12 protein-coding genes, 1 tRNA gene and 1 pseudogene are annotated in these 16,411 nt (G+C 70.5%); 9 read left to right on the top strand and 5 right to left on the bottom strand.

Features of this window, described 5'->3' with window-relative positions; translation table 11 throughout:
- Window position 1 precedes the first annotated feature (1 nt).
- From eboE to ACZ5VD_RS08840, 3 genes are all read left to right on the top strand, one after another.
- Complete coding sequence (gene eboE, locus ACZ5VD_RS08850) at window positions 2-1,210, top strand: metabolite traffic protein EboE (RefSeq protein ID WP_468681600.1); 1,209 nt, start codon at window positions 2-4, stop codon at window positions 1,208-1,210.
- Window positions 1,207-2,649 (top strand): nucleotide pyrophosphatase/phosphodiesterase family protein, encoded by a 1,443-nt coding sequence (locus ACZ5VD_RS08845; RefSeq protein ID WP_468681598.1) that lies wholly within the window; start codon window positions 1,207-1,209, stop codon window positions 2,647-2,649. Before eboE ends, ACZ5VD_RS08845 begins: the two co-directional genes overlap by 4 nt.
- A gap of 67 nt (window positions 2,650-2,716) precedes the next feature.
- Window positions 2,717-3,757, top strand: coding sequence for a sugar phosphate isomerase/epimerase family protein (locus tag ACZ5VD_RS08840; protein WP_468551209.1), 1,041 nt, complete (start codon window positions 2,717-2,719; stop codon window positions 3,755-3,757).
- Between the two features lie 212 nt (window positions 3,758-3,969).
- On the opposite strand, the pseudogene ACZ5VD_RS08835 reads toward ACZ5VD_RS08840, so the two are convergent.
- The 5 genes and pseudogenes from ACZ5VD_RS08835 to ACZ5VD_RS08815 all read right to left on the bottom strand — a co-directional run.
- Window positions 3,970-4,230: pseudogene (locus ACZ5VD_RS08835) on the bottom strand (MFS transporter); the annotation flags it as partial.
- 1 nt (window position 4,231) lies between these two features.
- Window positions 4,232-5,620 carry an OFA family MFS transporter gene (locus ACZ5VD_RS08830; protein ID WP_468681596.1) on the bottom strand — a complete coding sequence of 463 codons (1,389 nt, stop codon included), beginning with the start codon at window positions 5,618-5,620 and terminating at the stop codon, window positions 4,232-4,234.
- A gap of 318 nt (window positions 5,621-5,938) precedes the next feature.
- A complete protein-coding gene (locus tag ACZ5VD_RS08825) occupies window positions 5,939-8,071 on the bottom strand; it encodes an acetate--CoA ligase family protein (protein ID WP_468551211.1) in 2,133 nt (710 codons plus the stop codon).
- Window positions 8,072-8,075: 4 nt separating this feature from the next.
- Window positions 8,076-9,338 carry a formyl-CoA transferase gene (gene frc, locus ACZ5VD_RS08820; RefSeq protein WP_468551212.1) on the bottom strand — a complete coding sequence of 421 codons (1,263 nt, stop codon included), beginning with the start codon at window positions 9,336-9,338 and terminating at the stop codon, window positions 8,076-8,078.
- A gap of 10 nt (window positions 9,339-9,348) precedes the next feature.
- The gene (locus ACZ5VD_RS08815; protein WP_468681594.1) at window positions 9,349-11,031 is read right to left on the bottom strand and encodes a thiamine pyrophosphate-binding protein; all 1,683 of its coding nucleotides are present in this window, start codon (window positions 11,029-11,031) and stop codon (window positions 9,349-9,351) included.
- 143 nt (window positions 11,032-11,174) lie between these two features.
- Here ACZ5VD_RS08815 and sucC point away from each other — a divergent pair, with 143 nt between their 5' ends.
- The 6 genes from sucC (at window position 11,175) to ACZ5VD_RS08785 (ending at window position 16,399) form a co-directional block, all read left to right on the top strand.
- The gene (gene sucC, locus ACZ5VD_RS08810) at window positions 11,175-12,305 is read left to right on the top strand and encodes an ADP-forming succinate--CoA ligase subunit beta (RefSeq protein WP_468551214.1); all 1,131 of its coding nucleotides are present in this window, start codon (window positions 11,175-11,177) and stop codon (window positions 12,303-12,305) included.
- A gap of 14 nt (window positions 12,306-12,319) precedes the next feature.
- Complete coding sequence (gene sucD / locus ACZ5VD_RS08805; RefSeq protein ID WP_468681593.1) at window positions 12,320-13,198, top strand: succinate--CoA ligase subunit alpha; 879 nt, start codon at window positions 12,320-12,322, stop codon at window positions 13,196-13,198.
- A gap of 111 nt (window positions 13,199-13,309) precedes the next feature.
- Window positions 13,310-14,851: an aldehyde dehydrogenase family protein gene (locus tag ACZ5VD_RS08800; RefSeq protein WP_468551216.1), complete on the top strand. Its 1,542-nt coding sequence runs from the start codon at window positions 13,310-13,312 to the stop codon at window positions 14,849-14,851.
- Window positions 14,852-15,024: 173 nt separating this feature from the next.
- Complete coding sequence (locus ACZ5VD_RS08795) at window positions 15,025-15,474, top strand: MarR family winged helix-turn-helix transcriptional regulator (protein WP_468681591.1); 450 nt, start codon at window positions 15,025-15,027, stop codon at window positions 15,472-15,474.
- Window positions 15,475-15,798: 324 nt separating this feature from the next.
- Window positions 15,799-15,883 (top strand) — tRNA-Leu (locus ACZ5VD_RS08790).
- 276 nt (window positions 15,884-16,159) lie between these two features.
- Window positions 16,160-16,399, top strand: a complete 240-nt coding sequence (locus ACZ5VD_RS08785; protein WP_468681589.1) for a hypothetical protein — start codon at window positions 16,160-16,162, stop codon at window positions 16,397-16,399.
- The last annotated feature ends 12 nt before the right edge of the window (window positions 16,400-16,411 follow it).

The raw sequence follows: 16,411 nt of genomic DNA, 5'->3' as shown, positions 1-16,411 counted from the left end.
GATGCGCTTCCGCCACCCCGACGGCTCCACCGTCCACCTCGCCTACTGCACCAACGTCCACCCCGCCGAAACCCTCGACGGTGTCCTCGCCCAGCTCCGGGACCACTGCGAACCCGTCCGCAGACGCCTGGGCCGCGACCGTCTCGGCATCGGCCTGTGGCTCGCCAAGGACGCCGCCGACGCCCTCGTCACCGACCCGTCCGCGCTGCGCGCGCTGCGCACCGAACTCGACCGGCGCGGCCTGGAGGTCGTCACACTCAACGGCTTCCCCTACCAGGGCTTCGGCGCCGAGGAGGTCAAGTACCGCGTCTACCTGCCGGACTGGGCCGACCCCGAACGCCTCGACCACACCACCGCCCTGGCACGGGTCCTCGCCGTCCTCCTCCCCGACGACGTCACCGAGGGCAGCATCTCCACGCTGCCCCTCGCCTGGCGCACCGCCCTGCCACGCGCCGACGGCTCGGTGCCACCGGTGCGCACCGCCACGGAGCTGCGCACCGAGGCGGCCCGGACCGCCCTCACCGCCCTCGGCCAACGGCTGGACGCCCTGGCGGAGTTGACCGGCCGCTCCATCCGGGTCGGCCTCGAACCCGAACCCGGATGCGTCGTCGAAACCACCGCCGACGCCATCGCCCCGCTCACCGCGATCGGCCACGACCGCATCGGCATCTGCGTCGACACCTGCCACCTCGCCACCTCCTTCGAAGACCCGCACACCGCCCTGGACGCGCTCACCCGGGCCGGTGTACCCGTGGTGAAGTCGCAGCTCTCGGCCGCCCTGCACGCCGAACACCCCCATCTCCCCGAAGTCCGCGAGGCCCTCGCCGACTTCGACGAACCCCGCTTCCTGCACCAGACCCGCACCGCGACCGCCGCCGGCCTCCGCGGCACCGACGACCTCGGCGAGGCACTCAAGGGCGACGCGCTGCCCGACGCGGGCCCCTGGCGCGCCCACTTCCACGTCCCCCTGCACGCGGCCCCCGCCGCACCCCTCACCTCCACCCTCCCCGTCCTGCAGGACGCCCTGACCCGGCTCGTCGGCGGCCCGCACCCGCTCACCCACCACCTCGAAGTCGAGACCTACACCTGGCAGGCGCTCCCGCCCGAACTGCGGCCCCGCGCCCGCGCCCAGCTCGCCGACGGCATCGCCGCCGAACTCACCCTCGCCCGCGACCTGTTGACGGACCTCGGCCTGAAGGAGCTGCCATGAGCACGGACGAAGCTCCCACGGGCGCCCACCGGACCACCGCGGACCCCGCCTCTGCCCCCACGACCGCTCCCACCCCCCTTCTCGTCCTCGACGTCGTCGGCCTCACCCCCCGTCTCCTGCACCACATGCCCCACCTCAAGGCGCTCGGCCAGGCCGGTTCCCGTGCGCCGCTCGGCACCGTCCTGCCCGCCGTCACCTGCGCCGCCCAGTCCACGTTCCTCACCGGCACCCACCCCTCGGAACACGGCATCGTCGGCAACGGCTGGTACTTCCGCGAGCTGGGCGACGTGCTCCTGTGGCGTCAGCACAACGGCCTGGTCGCCGGAGACAAACTCTGGGACGCCGCCCGCCGCGCGCACCCCGGCTACACCGTCGCCAACATCTGCTGGTGGTACGCCATGGGTGCCGACACCGACATCACCCTCACCCCCCGTCCGATCTACTACGCCGACGGCCGCAAGGAACCCGACTGCTACACGCGGCCCGCCGCACTCCACGACGAACTCACCGAGAAACTCGGCACCTTCCCCCTCTTCCACTTCTGGGGACCCGGCGCGGACCTGGTCTCCAGCCGCTGGATCATCGACGCGACCCGGCACGTCATCCACACCCGACGGCCCGACCTGACGCTCTGCTACCTCCCTCATCTCGACTACGACCTGCAGCGGTTCGGCCCCGACGACCCCCGCTCCCTGAAGGCGGCGGCCGACCTCGACGCCGCGCTGGCCCCACTGCTGGACGACGCCCGCGCCGAGGGCCGTACCGTCGTCGCCCTGTCCGAGTACGGGATCACCCGCGCGGACCGCCCCGTCGACATCAACCGCGCGCTGCGCAGGGCCGGACTGCTCGAAGTCCACACCCAGGACGGCATGGAGTACCTCGACCCGATGGCCTCCCGGGCCTTCGCCGTCGCCGACCACCAGATCGCCCACGTCTACGTCCGCCGGCCGGAAGACCTCGACGCGACCCGGGCCGCCCTGGACGGACTGCCCGGAATCGAGCAACTCCTCGACGACGAGGGCAAGAAGGCCCACCACCTCGACCATCCGCGCTCCGGCGAACTCGTCGCCGTCGCGGAGCCGGACGCCTGGTTCACGTACTACTACTGGCTCGACGACGCCCGCGCGCCCGACTTCGCGCGACTCGTCGAGATCCACCGCAAACCCGGCTACGACCCGGTCGAACTCTTCATGGACCCGCTCGACCCCTATGTGAAGGTGAAGGCGGCCACGGCACTGGCCCGCAAGAAACTCGGCATGCGCTACCGCATGGCGGTCGTGCCGCTGGATCCCTCACCTATTCGCGGCAGCCACGGCCGCCTTCCCGCGAGCGACGACGACGGTCCGCTCCTCATCTGCTCCACCCCCCGCGCTGTCGGAGACCGCGTCGCGGCCACCGACGTGAAAGCACTGCTGCTTCGGCTCGCCGGTCTTTCCTGACTGGTCACCAGTGAAGCACCCAGCACTGACAACACCCCGCGACCTGCGACAACGAGGAGTTCCAGGCATGAGCCGCACCTTCCAGACCGACCCCGAACTCACCCACCGCCTCAGCAGACGAGGCATGCTCGGCGTGGCCGCCGGAGCCACCGCCGCCGCCCTGCTCGGCGCCGCCGCGGCCCCCGCCGGCGCCGCCACCGAGACCGCGTCCGGCGGCGCCGGCCGGGGCCGTCCCGTCCTGCCGCCCGGACGGCTCGGCATCCAGCTGTACAGCCTGCGCGACAAGGTCTCCACGCTGGGCTTCGCCCCCGTCTTCGCCGAACTGGAGAAGTACGGCTACGACGAGGTCGAGTTCGCCGGATACACCCAGGGCTCGGCCGGCCCGATCACCCTCGCCCAGCTCAAGCGGCTGGCGAGGAGCCACGGTCTGAACCCGATCGGCAGCCACGTCGGCTACTACGCCGACGACCCGAACGCCTACACCTTCGCCCAGAACCTCACCAAGGTCCTCGACGACGCCCAGGCCCTCGGCCTCAAGCACATCGGCACCGCCTCCGGCCCCTTCCGCTACGGCTCGACCGTCGACGCGTGGAAGCGGGCGGCCGAGGAGTTCAACACCTACGGAGCGGCGGCGCGGGCGCGCGGCATGAAGTTCTACCAGCACAACCACTCCGAGGAGTTCTCCTTCGCCACCGACAACCCCAAGGTCCGTCTCTACGACGTGCTGCTCGCCGAGACCGACCCCGACCTGGTGTTCCTGGAGATGGACATCTACTGGGCGTACTCGGGCCAGTTCCGCTTCTCCAAGCGGCCGGACGGCACCCCCGCGCCGTTCGAACCCCTCGACTACGTCCTCAAGCGGCCCCACCGCTACCCGCTGTTCCACGTCAAGGACGGGGTGAGCGACCCGGCGAACCAGTACGGCTACCGCATGACCGACGTCGGTGACGGCGACATCGACTACCAGCGGTTCATCTCCGCCGTGACCCGGCTGCGCGGCGAACGGCTCGCCCACCACTGGCAGGCCGAGCACGACAACCCGACCGAGTCCTTCACGTTCGCACGCCGTTCCAGCAAGCACCTGCACTCGCTGCGGGAGAAGTGCTGACCGTTGCTCCGCGCATGAGGCGGCCCTCCCCGGACTCCGGGGAGGGCCGCCTCATGCACGCCGTGTCGACGTCAGCCCGCGGGCTGCGCCAGGACCCACGGGGTGCCGTCACGGCTGCGCCCCGGCTGCCGCGGCAGCAGCGCGAGCGCCGCCGCCATCGGCACGCAGCCGGCCGGCGCGTACGCGCTGTTGACGAAGCCGGTCTTCGCGCGGGTGTCGCCCTTCGTCCAGCCGTGGGCGTGGGCGTGGGACAGGGTGTCCTCCGCCGAGCCGTGTGCGTGTGCGAAGACGCTGATGGCCGTCATGGCGATCCACGGCGGACACACCATGGGCCTGCGGGAGTGGCCGAGGGCGTCCAGGTCGCTCTCGCCGACGCGGTAGACGCGACCGTGCGCGTCGGTCACTTCACGGCAGGGACGGTTCGCGGCGTCGGGGTGTGCCGAGCTGTTCGGTGCGACGGGGTCGGCCGTCATGTCACGCCATCTCCTCACCGAGCGGGTGCGGGTTGGGAGCGATACGCCGGGCCTGCGGCCTGCCCGGTGCCTTCAGGAAGAGCGCCAGTACCGCCGAGGCGAGACCGATGGAACCCGCTATGACGAACGCGCCCTCGTAGTCCCACACGCTGACCACGACCGCGCCCACCCCGGATCCCACGAGCCCCGAGATCAGCTTCGAGCTGTAGACCATGCCGTAGTTGGAGGCGTTGTTGTTCTCGCCGAAGTAGTCCGCGGTCATCGCCGCGAACAGCGGGAAGATCGCGCCGCCGCCGAACCCGGAGACCATGGAGCAGAACAGGAAGAACGGCATGCTGCCCATCTGGCCGGAGATCAGCACGCCGAACTGGGCGGTGCCGAGCACCAGACACACGATGACCAGGGTGTTGCGGCGCCCGAACTTGTCGGAGATCCAGCCGATCACACCGCGTCCGGTGCCGTTGACGATGGCCTTGAGGGACATCGCCGTGGCGACGATGCCGCCCGCGAAGCCCATGTCCTTGCCGAACGGCACCTGGAAGGCGATGCCGAAGATGTTGATGCCGGCCGTGCACAGCAGACAGAACCACATCATCCACAGCACGGGTGTACGGGCGGCCTCCCTCGGTGTGTACTGCTTGACCGCCGGCGGGTTCTTCTCCAGCGCCCGGCGGATCTTCGGGTCGTCGGTCTGCTTGAGCGGGTCGACGTGCGCGGGCCACCAGCTCTTCGGCGGATCCTTGAAGAACCACCCGGCGAACGCCACGACAGAGCAGCAGATGACGCCCACCAGCACCAGGACGCCCTTGTAGTTGCTCAGATCCATGTACGAGGTGAACAGAAACACGAAGGGCACCGAGCCGTAGGCGAAACCGCCGTTGACCATGCCGGTCTTGCCGCCCTTGCGCTCCGGATACCACTTGCCGACCATGTTCACGCAGGTCGCGTAGACGAGACCGGCACCGATACCGCTGAACATGCCGAACCCGATGTACGCGACGATCACGTGTGGCGCGAACGCCAGCGAGAGATAGCCGAGGATCGTGCCCAGCGCGCCGAGCATCATCGCGTACCGCGCGGGCAGCCTGCCGCTCTCCCGCAGCTGCCCGGCGGGGAAGGCGACGGCGGCCTGGAAGAACACCCAGACGCCCATCAGCCAGAAGATGTGCCCGCTGTCCCACAGGTGGGCCTCGTGCAGGGTGTCCTCGGCCGAGGTGAACGCGTACTCCGAGGAGCTGATGCCCATCATTCCCAGCCACGGGAAGAGCACCATGGTCCATCGTGGCCGTCCCATGATGTCCCGGTCGCTCTCACCGATCCGGTACATGCGGCCGTTGCGGTCCGTCACCTCCCTGTAGGGGACGGACGTCGAGAAGTCGGTGGTTGTCATATGTGTCGCACCCCTTGCGTCGAAAGTGCTGGCCAGCGCCCCCTGTCCAATGCCTTTCGTGTGCGCACGGGTCCCGGGGCCGGCCGACGCGCACCGTCGGCCGGCCCCCGCACCGGGTCACCTCATGAACAGCCCCCCAACAGCCCCGCCGCCCGCGCCCAGCGGGCTGTGTCCCGCCGGAGGGCCAAGCCCCGGACCCCCGGCCGGTGCACCGTGTGCGTCGGCATCACAGGAGCCCCGCCGCCCGCGCCCAGCGGGCCGCGTCCCGCCGGGGAGCCAAGCTCCGGACCCCCGGCCGGTGCAGCACGTGCGCGGGCATCACAGCAGCCCCGCCGCACGCGCCCAGCGGTACTTCGCGCCGAGGACGGCCACCGGCTGTTCGGTCGTGTACGGGTACGCCACGACTCCGCGCTCGTACAGGTACTGGCAGGCCTCCTCGACCTCGACGTCGCCCGCGAGCGACGCCACGACCGGCTTCTCGATGCCGCGCTCCCGGAACTCGGCCACCACGCGCGCGGTGAGTTCGGCGAAGACCATCGGGGGAGTGACGATGGTGTGCCAGTAGCCGAGGACGAGCGCGTGGATGCGCGGGTCCTCAAGGCCCAGCCGGATGGTCGCCTCGTACGTCGACGGCGGCTCGCCCCCGGTGATGTCCACCGGGTTGCCCGCCGCCCCGAAGGGCGGGATGAACTCCCGGAACGAGGCGTCGAGGTCCGGTGGGATCTCCATCAGGGTGAGGCCGTTGTCGGTCACCGCGTCGGACAGCAGCACGCCGCTGCCGCCTGCCCCGGTGATGATCACGACGTTGTCGCCCCGGGGAGCGGGAAGCACCGGCAACGCGCGCGCGTACTCCAGCATGTCGTTCAGCCCGGGTGCCCTGATGACTCCGGCCTGCCGCAGGATGTCGTCGTACACGGCGTCGTCGCCGGCCAGCGCCCCGGTGTGTGAGCCGGCGGCCTTCGCGCCGGCCGCCGTACGTCCGGCCTTCAGGACGACGACCGGCTTCTTCGGTACGACGGCCCGCGCCGCCTCGACGAACGCGCGCCCGTCCTTGAGGTCCTCCAGGTGCATCGCGATGCACTCGGTGTGCGGGTCCTCGCCGAACCAGGTCAGCAGGTCGTCCTCGTCCAGGTCCGACTTGTTGCCGAGACCGACGATCGCCGACACGCCCGTCCTGGTGGTCCGGGCGAAGCCCAGGATGGCCATCCCGATGCCGCCGGACTGCGAGGTGAGCGCCACCCCGCCCTTGACGTCGTACGGCGTGCAGAACGTGGCGCACAGGTCGTGCCACGTGGAGTAGTAGCCGTAGATGTTCGGTCCGAGCAGCCGCACCCCGTGCCGTTCGGCGATCGCCACGATCTCGTCCTGGAGTGCGTGCTCGCCGGTCTCCGCGAACCCCGAGGGGATCAGCACGGCGTTCGGGATCTTCTTGCGTCCCACCTCCTCCAGGGCCGAGGCCACGAACTTGGCGGGGATCGCGAAGACCGCCACATCCACCTCACCGGGAACGTCGGTGACACTCTTGTACGCCTTGCGGCCCAGAATGTCATCGGCCCTGGGGTTCACCGGATGGATCTCCCCGGCGAAACCCCCGTCGATGAGGTTGCGCATCACCGAGTTCCCGATCTTGCCCTGCTCGTTGGACGCGCCGATCACGGCCACCGAAGCGGGCTGCATCAGGCGGCGCATGGAGGTGAGGATCTCGTCGCGGCCGTACGTGCGGCGGGGCTTGACCACCGACTCGGCGAGAAGGACCCGGATGTCCGCGGCCACCGCGCCCTCCGGGGTGGCGATCACCGGGTTGAGGTCGACCTCGGCGATCTCCGGGAAGTCCGCGACCAGTTGGGAGACCCGGCGGATCTGCTCGGCGATCGCCCACCGGTCCACGGCCGGCGCCCCGCGCACTCCGCGCAGGATCTCCGCCGCCCGGATGGAGTCCAGCATGGACAGCGCCTCGTCGGCGTCCAGGGGCGCGAGGCGGAACGTGATGTCCTTGAGGACCTCGACGAGCACCCCGCCGAGCCCGAACGCGACGACCTTCCCGAACGTCGGGTCGGTCACCGCGCCGACGATGACCTCCAACCCCTTGGGCAGCAGCTCCTGGACCTGTACGCCCTCGATCCGGGCAGCGGCGTCGTACGCACGCGCGTGGTCGACGATCTCGTGGAACGCGGCCCGTACCGCGGCCGAGCCCTCGACGCCGACGATCACCCCGCCGGCGTCGGTCTTGTGCAGGATGTCCGGCGAGACGATCTTCATCACCACGGGCCCGCCGAAGCGCGCCGCGTACGCCACCGCCTCCTCGACGTCCGTGGCCAGTTCCTCGCCCGGCACGGCGATCCCGTACGCGTCGGCGATCACCTTGCCCTCGGGTGCGGTCAGCGCCGTCCGGCCCCCGGCCCGCACGGAGTCGAGGAGCGTGCGCACCCTCAGGTGGCGGTCTTCGGCCATCACGTCAGATCACTCCGTTCGACTTGAGCAGGCGCAGCTCCTCGTCGCCGAGACCGAGCTCGCCGACGTAGACCTCCTCGTTGTGTTCGCCCAGCAGCGGCGAACTGGTCACGTCCACGGGGGAGTCGGAGAGCTTCAGCGGACTGCCCACGGTGGTGAACTCGCCGCGCTGGGGGTGCGGGACCCTCACGACCATCTCGTTGGCGACCAGCGACGCGTCCTCGATGATCTCCTTGGTGGAGAGGATCGGGCCGCACGGGATGTTGTGGGCGTTGAGCTTCTCCAGCACCTGCCACTTGGGCAGGGTGGCCGACCACTCCTCGATCAGCTGGAACATCTTGCCGAGCTTGGGCAGCCGCGACTCCGGCGTGGCCCACTCGGGGTCCGCGGCCAGTTCGGGCCGGCCGATCAGCTCGCTGAGCGGCTTCCAGCCGACGGGCTGGACGATGACGTACACGTAGTCGTTGGGACCGCCCGGCGCGCACCTGACGGCCCAGCCGGGCTGGCCGCCGCCGGACGCGTTGCCGGACCGGGGAACCTCGTCGCCGAAGTCGTCGTTGGGATATTCGGCGAGCGGGCCGTGGGCCAGGCGCTGCTGGTCGCGCAACTTCACCCGGCAGAGGTTGAGCACAGCGTGCTGCATGGCCACATTGACCCGCTGACCGCGCCCGGTGTTCTCCCGCTGGTACAGCGCCGCGAGAATCCCCGCCACGGCGTGGACGCCCGTGCCCGAGTCCCCGATCTGGGCCCCCGTCGCCAGCGGCGGCCCGTCCTCGAACCCGGTGGTCGACATCGACCCGCCCATGGCCTGAGCGACGACCTCGTACGCCTTGAAGTTGGTGTACGGCCCGTCCCCGAACCCCTTGATGGAGGCATAGACGATCCGCGGATTGATCTCCTGGACGCGGTCCCAGGTGAAGCCCATGCGGTCGATCGCGCCCGGTCCGAAGTTCTCGACCATGACGTCCGAGCGCCGGATCAGCTCGGTGAGGATCTCCTTGCCGCGCTCGGTCTTGGTGTTGAGGGTGATGCTCCGCTTGTTGCAGTTGAGCATCGTGAAGTAGAGGGAGTCGACGTCCGGGAGGTCGCGCAGCTGTTTGCGCGTGATGTCACCGGTCGGCGCCTCCAGTTTGACGACGTCCGCGCCGAGCCAGGCGAGGAGTTGGGTCGCGGACGGTCCGGACTGGACGTGCGTCATGTCCAGGACGCGGATGCCTTCGAGAGCCTTGGCCGACGTTCCTGAGGGACCTGAGGAGGGAGGGGTCATCGGGGGCACCTCACTTGTACATGGTCTGGTTCATGGTTCCGGGGGCGTACGCGTCCGGGTCGACCCAGACGTTGATCAGCGACGGCTTGCCCGACTCGCGGGCGCGCCGGAGCGCGGGGCCGATGTCGGCGGGGTCGCGGACCTCCTCGCCGTGACCGCCCAGCATCTGGGCGAACTTGTCGTAGTGGACGTCGCCGAGGGTGTTGCCGACCCGCTCGCGCTCCGGGCCGTACTTGGCGGCCTGGCCGTAACGGATCTGGTTCATGGAGGAGTTGTTGCCGACGATGCCGACGAAGGGCAGGTCGTAGCGGACGAGGGTCTCGAAGTCCCAGCCGGTGAGGGAGAAGGCGCCGTCGCCGAAGAGGGCGACGACCTCCTTGTCGGGCCGGGCCTGCTTGGCCGCGAGGACGAAGGGGACACCGACGCCGAGGGTGCCGAGCGGTCCCGGGTCCATCCAGTGGCCGGGTGACTTGGGCTGGACGACCTGACCGGAGAAGGTGACGATGTCGCCGCCGTCGCCGACGTAGATGGAGTCCTCGGTGAGGAAGTCGTTGATCTCGCTGACCAGTCGGTACGGGTGGATCGGCGAGGCGTCCGACTTCAGGCTGGGCAGTCGCTTCTCCAGGGCGGTCTGCTCGGCCGCCCGCAGCTCGTCGAGCCACTCCTTGCGCCTGGAGGCGCCCCCGTTGACGCGCCCGGAGGCCGCCTCGGTGACCGACTTCAGGACGAGACCCGCGTCGCCGACGATCCCGAGGTCGATGTCGCGGTTCTTGCCGACGGTCCGGTAGTCGAGGTCGATCTGCACGACGGTCGCGTCCGGCGAGAGCCGCTTGCCGTAGCCCATGCGGAAGTCGAAGGGGGTGCCGACGATGACGATGACATCGGCGTGGGAGAAGGCGTACCGGCGCGACAACTGGAAGTGGTGCGGGTCGCCGGGAGGCAGGGTGCCGCGGCCGGCGCCGTTCATGTACGCGGGGATGTTCAGGGTCCGTACGAGGTCGATGGCGGACTCGGTGCCCCGGGTCGTCCACACCTGGCTGCCCAGCAGGATGGCCGGCTTCTCGGCGTGCACGAGCAGGTCGGCGAGCTTCTCGATCGCCTCGGGGTCACCGGCCGACCGGGTCGAGGCGCGGTAGGCGCCTTCCTTCGGCACCCGTGCCTTGGCCACCGGGACCTTGGCGTCGAGGACGTCGCGCGGGATCTCCAGGAAAGAGGGGCCGGGGGCCCCGTGGTAGCACTCGCGGAAGGCCATGGAGACCATGTCCGCCGCGCGCGCCGTGTCCGGCACGGCCGCCGCGAACTTGGTGATCGGCGTCATCATGTCGACGTGCGGCAGGTCCTGGAGGGAGCCCATCTTGTGCTGGGTGAGGGCGCCCTGACCGCCGATCAGCAGCATCGGGGACTCGGCGCGGAAGGCGTTGGCGACACCGGTGACGGCGTCGGTCGTACCGGGCCCCGCGGTGACGACCGCGCAGCCGGGCTTGCCGGTGATGCGGGCGTACCCGTCGGCGGCATGGGCGGCGACCTGCTCGTGGCGGACGTCGACGACTTCTATGCCCTCGTCGACGCAGCCGTCGTAGATGTCGATGATGTGGCCGCCGCACAGGGTGTAGATGCGATCGACCCCCTCGGCCTTCAGGGCTTTGGCGACGAGATGACCACCGGAAATCACGTCCTGGGTGTCGTCGGGCATGGCGAAGTCCTGTCCCTTCGTAGGGGGTTGGAGCTCTCTCGCGGTACATTGCATACAGTCGACGAATACTGTATGAAGCTTGTTATCCCGCATCCGGTGGGTGGTGTCCAGGGGGCGTGCGGCACTTTTAGGTGGGAGCCGGAATGGACCTGTACGAGCACCAGGCAAGGGAACTCTTCGAGGAACACGGCATCGTGGTGCCGAGGGCGGAGATCACCGACTCGCCCAAGGGAGCGCGCGAGGCAGCCCGCAGGCTGGGCGGTCGAGTCGTGGTGAAAGCCCAGGTGAAGACCGGTGGCCGAGGCAAGGCGGGCGGCGTCAAACTCGCCGCCGATCCGGCCGCCGCCGAGTTGACGGCCCGCCAGATCCTGGGCATGGACATCAAGGGCCACACGGTCGGCACAGTGATGCTGGCCCAACCCGTGGACATCGAGAGCGAGTTCTACGTCTCCTACGTCCTCGACCGGGCCGCGGGACGCTTTCTCGCCATCGCCTCCGCGGAGGGCGGCATGGACATCGAGGAGGTCGCCGCCGACCGGCCGGAGGCCGTCGCCCGGATCCACGTCGACCCGGCCGAGGGCGTCACCTCGGCGAAGGCGGTCGAGATCGCCGAGGCCGCCGGGCTGCCGCCGCAGACCGTCGACGTCCTGGTGCGGCTGTGGCAGGTGCTGGTCCGCGAGGACGCCGTCCTCGTCGAGGTCAACCCGCTCGTCCGCACCGCGCGGGGCCAGATCCTCGCCCTCGACGGCAAGGTCACCCTGGACGACAACGCCCGCTTCCGGCAGACCCGTTGGGGCGCCGAGAGCGCGGCCCACGACGACCCCCTGGAGGCGAGGGCCGCCGCCAGGGGCCTCAACTACGTCAAACTCGACGGCGAGGTCGGCATCATCGGCAACGGCGCCGGCCTGGTCATGTCCACCCTCGACGTGGTCGCCGGCTGCGGAGCCCGCCCCGCCAACTTCCTCGACATCGGCGGCGGCGCGTCCGCCCAGATCATGGCCGACGGACTGTCGGTCATCCTGTCCGACCCGGCCGTGAAGTCCGTCTTCGTCAACGTCTTCGGCGGGATCACCGCCTGCGACGCGGTCGCCGACGGCATCGTGCGGGCCCTGGACACCGTCCGGTTGACGAAGCCGCTCGTCGTCCGCCTCGACGGCAACAACGCCGCCCGCGGTCGCGCCATCCTCGACGAGCACGCCCATCCGCTCGTCGAGCAGGCCACCACCATGGACGGCGCCGCCGGCCGTGCCGCCCAACTCGCTACGACAGCCTGAGGAGACGGGACGACATGGCGATCTACCTCAGCAAGGAGAGCAAGGTCCTCGTCCAGGGCATGACCGGCGGCGAGGGCATGAAGCACACCCGGCGCATGCTCGCGGCCGGCACGAACGTCGTCGGCGGCGTCAACCCGCGCAAGGCGGGCCACACCGTGGACTTCGACGACCGTGCCGTCCCCGTCTTCGGATCGGTCGCCGACGGCATGCGGTCGACCGGAGCCGATGTCACCGTCGTCTTCGTGCCGCCCGCCTTCGCCAGGGCGGCCGTCACCGAGGCCGCGGACGCCGGCATCGGCCTCGCCGTCGTCATCACCGAGGGCATCCCGGTCCACGACTCCGTCGCCTTCACCGCGTACGCGAAGGCGAAGTGCACCCGGATCATCGGACCGAACTGCCCCGGCCTGATCACCCCCGGTCAGTCCAACGCGGGCATCATCCCCGCCGACATCACCAAACCGGGCCGCATCGGACTGGTCTCCAAATCGGGCACCCTCACCTACCAACTCATGTACGAACTCCGCGACATCGGCTTCTCCACCTGCGTCGGCATCGGCGGTGACCCCGTCGTCGGCACCACCCACATCGACTGCCTCGCCGCCTTCCAGGACGACCCCGACACCGAGATCATCGTCCTCATCGGAGAGATCGGCGGCGACGCGGAGGAAAGCGCCGCCTCCTACATTCGCGAGCACGTCACCAAGCCCGTCGTCGGCTACATCGCGGGCTTCACCGCGCCCGAGGGCAGGACGATGGGGCACGCGGGTGCGATCGTGTCCGGTTCGGCCGGCACCGCCCAGGCCAAGAAGGAGGCCCTGGAAGCGGTCGGCGTCAAGGTCGGCTCCACCCCCACCGAGACGGCCCGCCTGGTGCTGGCCCAACTGGAGGCGTGAGCTCACTCACAGTCGACGCCGAGTCACTGTCCGGATCCGTGACGCCCCGTCAATGTCCTTCCTGGCCACGCACTACCGCCCCCGACTGTGCACCGAGAGCGGAGAACCCCGATGGCAACCACCCTCACCCCGAAAACCGGGACGTCCTGGACCGACGCCTGGCAACGCTGCCTCGCCGTCGCCCCCGAGGCGTTCCGCGACGACCGCGTCCTCAACCTGTGGGACTCCGCCTGGCAGGCGGACGGCCGGGCCCTGCCCGCCACCAGCCCCGTCGACGGCACCCCCATCGCCGGCCCGCCCCGCCTGGACCGGACCACCGCCCACCAGGCCGTCCGCGCCTCGCTCGACCAGCACCGCGCCTGGCGGCACATCCCTCTCGACGAGCGGCGCGCCCGCGTCGCGGCCACCCTCGACGCCCTCACCGAACACCGGGAACTCCTCGCCCTGCTGCTCGTCTGGGAGATCGGCAAACCCTGGCGGCTCGCCCAGGCGGACGTCGACCGGGCCATCGACGGCGTGCGCTGGTACGTCGACGGCGTCGAACCCATGCTCGCCGGGAGGGCCCCGCTGGACGGCCCGGTCTCGAACGTCGCGAGCTGGAACTACCCGATGAGCGTGCTCGTTCACGCAGTGCTGGTGCAGGCACTGGCAGGCAACGCGGTCATCGCCAAGACCCCGACCGACGGCGGTGTCGCCTGTCTGACCCTGGCCTCGGCGCTCGCCGCCCGCGAGGGAATTCCCGTCACCCTCCTCAGCGGCAGCGGAAGCGAGCTGTCCGAGGCGCTGGTACGGGCGCCCGAGATCGGCTGTGTCTCCTTCGTCGGCGGGCGCGACACCGGCGCCGCGGTGGCCACGGCCGTCGCCGACCTCGGCAAACGGCACATCCTCGAACAGGAGGGACTCAACACCTGGGGCATCTGGAACTGCACCGACTGGGACGCGCTCACGGCGGCCGTGCCGAAACTCTTCGACTACGGCAAACAGCGCTGCACGGCATACCCCCGCTTCGTCGTCCAGCGCGAGCTGTTCGACGAGTTCCTGGCGGCCTACCTCCCGGCGGTCCGCACCCTGCGGGTCGGCCACCCGCTCGCGGTCGAGCACCCCGACGACCCGTACCCGCAGCTGGACTTCGGGCCCGTCATCAACGCGGCCAAGGCGAAGGACCTTCACGACCAGGTCGCCGAGGCCGTCGACCGCGGCGCCGTCCCGCTGCACCGCGGCCGGCCCTCCGACGCGCGCTTCCTGCCCGGCCAGGACACCTCGGCATACGTCCAGCCGGTCACGCTGCTCAACCCGCCGCCGTCCTCGCCGCTGCACCACGCGGAACCCTTCGGCCCGGTCGACACCATCGTCCTGGTCGACACCGAGGCGGAGCTGCTCGCCGCGATGAACGCGTCCAACGGCGCGCTGGTGGCCACGCTGTCCACGGACGACCGGGCGACGTTCGACCGACTCGCCCCGCAGATCCGGGCGTTCAAGGTCGGGCACGGCACACCGCGCTCCCGCGGCGACCGCGACGAGCTGTTCGGCGGGTTCGGCGCGTCCTGGCGGGGTGCGTTCGTCGGCGGCGAACTGCTGGTGCGCGCCGTGACCCGGGGCCCGGCGGGGGAACGGCTGCCGGGGAACTTCCCGGAGTACCGGCACATGCCGTGAGGGCCGGCCGGCGGCGGGGTGGGGCAGGCAGGCCGGTCCCGGTCCCCGCCGACGGCCGGATCGGCCGAGGAACCGGTGGCCGGGTGCCGTCCGCCTCCCGCGGGCGCCACCCGGCCCCACAGTCGCGCGGCTGTCGGGGATATCGACGAGCGGTTCTGGATATCAGTCGGGACATGGCCGACGACCAGTTACCCGCGCCCCTCGACGAGCGGCTCGGCTACCTCCTCAAGCACGCCCAGGCCAAGCTGGCCCGCAGATCCGCGGAGGCCCTCGCGCCATGCGGTGTGGACGGCCATGAACTGTCCGTCCTGGTGGTGCTCTCCGGCGGCGAACCGCTCTCCCAGACCGAGGCGGCCGCCCGCCTCGGCGTCGACCGCACCACGATGGTGTCGCTCATCGACGGACTGGAGGACCAAGGGCTGGTGGAGCGGCGGCGCAGCCCGCGGGACCGTCGCAAGAACATCGTCGAGCTGACGGCCGTGGGCCAGGAGTGCCTGCGGCAGGCGGAGCGGGCGCGCCAGGCGGCGGAATGCCGGTTCCTCGCCGCGCTGGACGAGGAGACGGCATCGGTGCTGATACGCGCCCTGCGAACGCTGGTGTTCGACACCCGCACCACGGAGTGACCCCGAGACGCCGGCCGATGCCCTGCCCTGCCCTGCCCTGCCCTGTCCGGTCCGGTTCGGCGGCTCAGTCGATGCCCTGCCGGTCCGGCCGGAGGGCGAACATCGGTCCACGGCCCACGGGGCACCCGCCCGCGGTCCGCACCCCGCCCGCGCGAGCTGTGCGTAGCCGTCGAGTCGCCCATGGTGAGACCTTGGATTCCTCGGTGCGGTCGGTCCGGCGGCGGCGCTCTGGCGACGGATATGCAGGTGAAGGGCGCTCCGAAAGCTTGGTATTGTTGTTCATGTCGCCGCGGGGCACCCCTCCGGCCGGGCGACAGACACCTGGTCCGGGTGGCGGAATGGCAGACGCGCTAGCTTGAGGTGCTAGTGCCCTTTATCGGGCGTGGGGGTTCAAGTCCCCCCTCGGACACACTTCACTTAACACTTCTCTTTGCGCGCACCAAGGGTGCCGGCCGGTTTTCGGTCGGCACCCTTCGTGTTTTCTGCTCCTGGGTCGGGCGCACCCGTGCACTCACGGGGATGTCGTACGGGATCCGACCCCGACCGGCAGGGGCGATGCTCACCAGGTGTGGCTGTGACCCGCGCCATACCTCTGTCGCGGAACTCGGTCGCTGGCCTCTCCGACTCCTGAATCGGTACGGCTCGACCCGACCGACGCCGTGCGACGCGATCTGGAGACCCGGTGATGGACGAGCCCCGACAGGTGCTGCGCAAGCTGCTGCCCCCGCCCGCGCTCTGCGGCTTCCTCCTGCTGCTGGCGGTGATGTTCACGGTGTCGTACGCCATCGGGTCCGCCGCCGGACCTGTCGCGCCCGGCATGCACGGCACCTCCGACGGCACGGGCGGCGGCGGGACCGGTGACAGCGGCGGGACCGGTGACAGCGGAGGCATGGGAGACATGGACACGCACGGGGGTGGCCGGTGACGAGTGTGGAAC

It is taken from the genome of Streptomyces sp. NPDC032822 (genome assembly GCF_055578825.1).
Note: the sequence above shows the minus strand (reverse complement) of the source record. Positions and strands in the feature narration are given on the sequence as shown.

What these genes read in the sequence shown, in the direction of transcription:
- eboE (WP_468681600.1), top strand. Translation starts at nt 2, where the DNA reads ATGCGCTTCCGCCACCCCGACGGCTCCACCGTCCACCTCGCCTACTGC.
- ACZ5VD_RS08845 (WP_468681598.1), top strand. Translation starts at nt 1,207, where the DNA reads ATGAGCACGGACGAAGCTCCCACGGGCGCCCACCGGACCACCGCGGAC.
- ACZ5VD_RS08840 (WP_468551209.1), top strand. Translation starts at nt 2,717, where the DNA reads ATGAGCCGCACCTTCCAGACCGACCCCGAACTCACCCACCGCCTCAGC.
- ACZ5VD_RS08830 (WP_468681596.1), bottom strand. Translation starts at nt 5,620, where the DNA reads ATGACAACCACCGACTTCTCGACGTCCGTCCCCTACAGGGAGGTGACG.
- ACZ5VD_RS08825 (WP_468551211.1), bottom strand. Translation starts at nt 8,071, where the DNA reads ATGGCCGAAGACCGCCACCTGAGGGTGCGCACGCTCCTCGACTCCGTG.
- frc (WP_468551212.1), bottom strand. Translation starts at nt 9,338, where the DNA reads ATGACCCCTCCCTCCTCAGGTCCCTCAGGAACGTCGGCCAAGGCTCTC.
- ACZ5VD_RS08815 (WP_468681594.1), bottom strand. Translation starts at nt 11,031, where the DNA reads ATGCCCGACGACACCCAGGACGTGATTTCCGGTGGTCATCTCGTCGCC.
- sucC (WP_468551214.1), top strand. Translation starts at nt 11,175, where the DNA reads ATGGACCTGTACGAGCACCAGGCAAGGGAACTCTTCGAGGAACACGGC.
- sucD (WP_468681593.1), top strand. Translation starts at nt 12,320, where the DNA reads ATGGCGATCTACCTCAGCAAGGAGAGCAAGGTCCTCGTCCAGGGCATG.
- ACZ5VD_RS08800 (WP_468551216.1), top strand. Translation starts at nt 13,310, where the DNA reads ATGGCAACCACCCTCACCCCGAAAACCGGGACGTCCTGGACCGACGCC.
- ACZ5VD_RS08795 (WP_468681591.1), top strand. Translation starts at nt 15,025, where the DNA reads ATGGCCGACGACCAGTTACCCGCGCCCCTCGACGAGCGGCTCGGCTAC.
- ACZ5VD_RS08785 (WP_468681589.1), top strand. Translation starts at nt 16,160, where the DNA reads ATGGACGAGCCCCGACAGGTGCTGCGCAAGCTGCTGCCCCCGCCCGCG.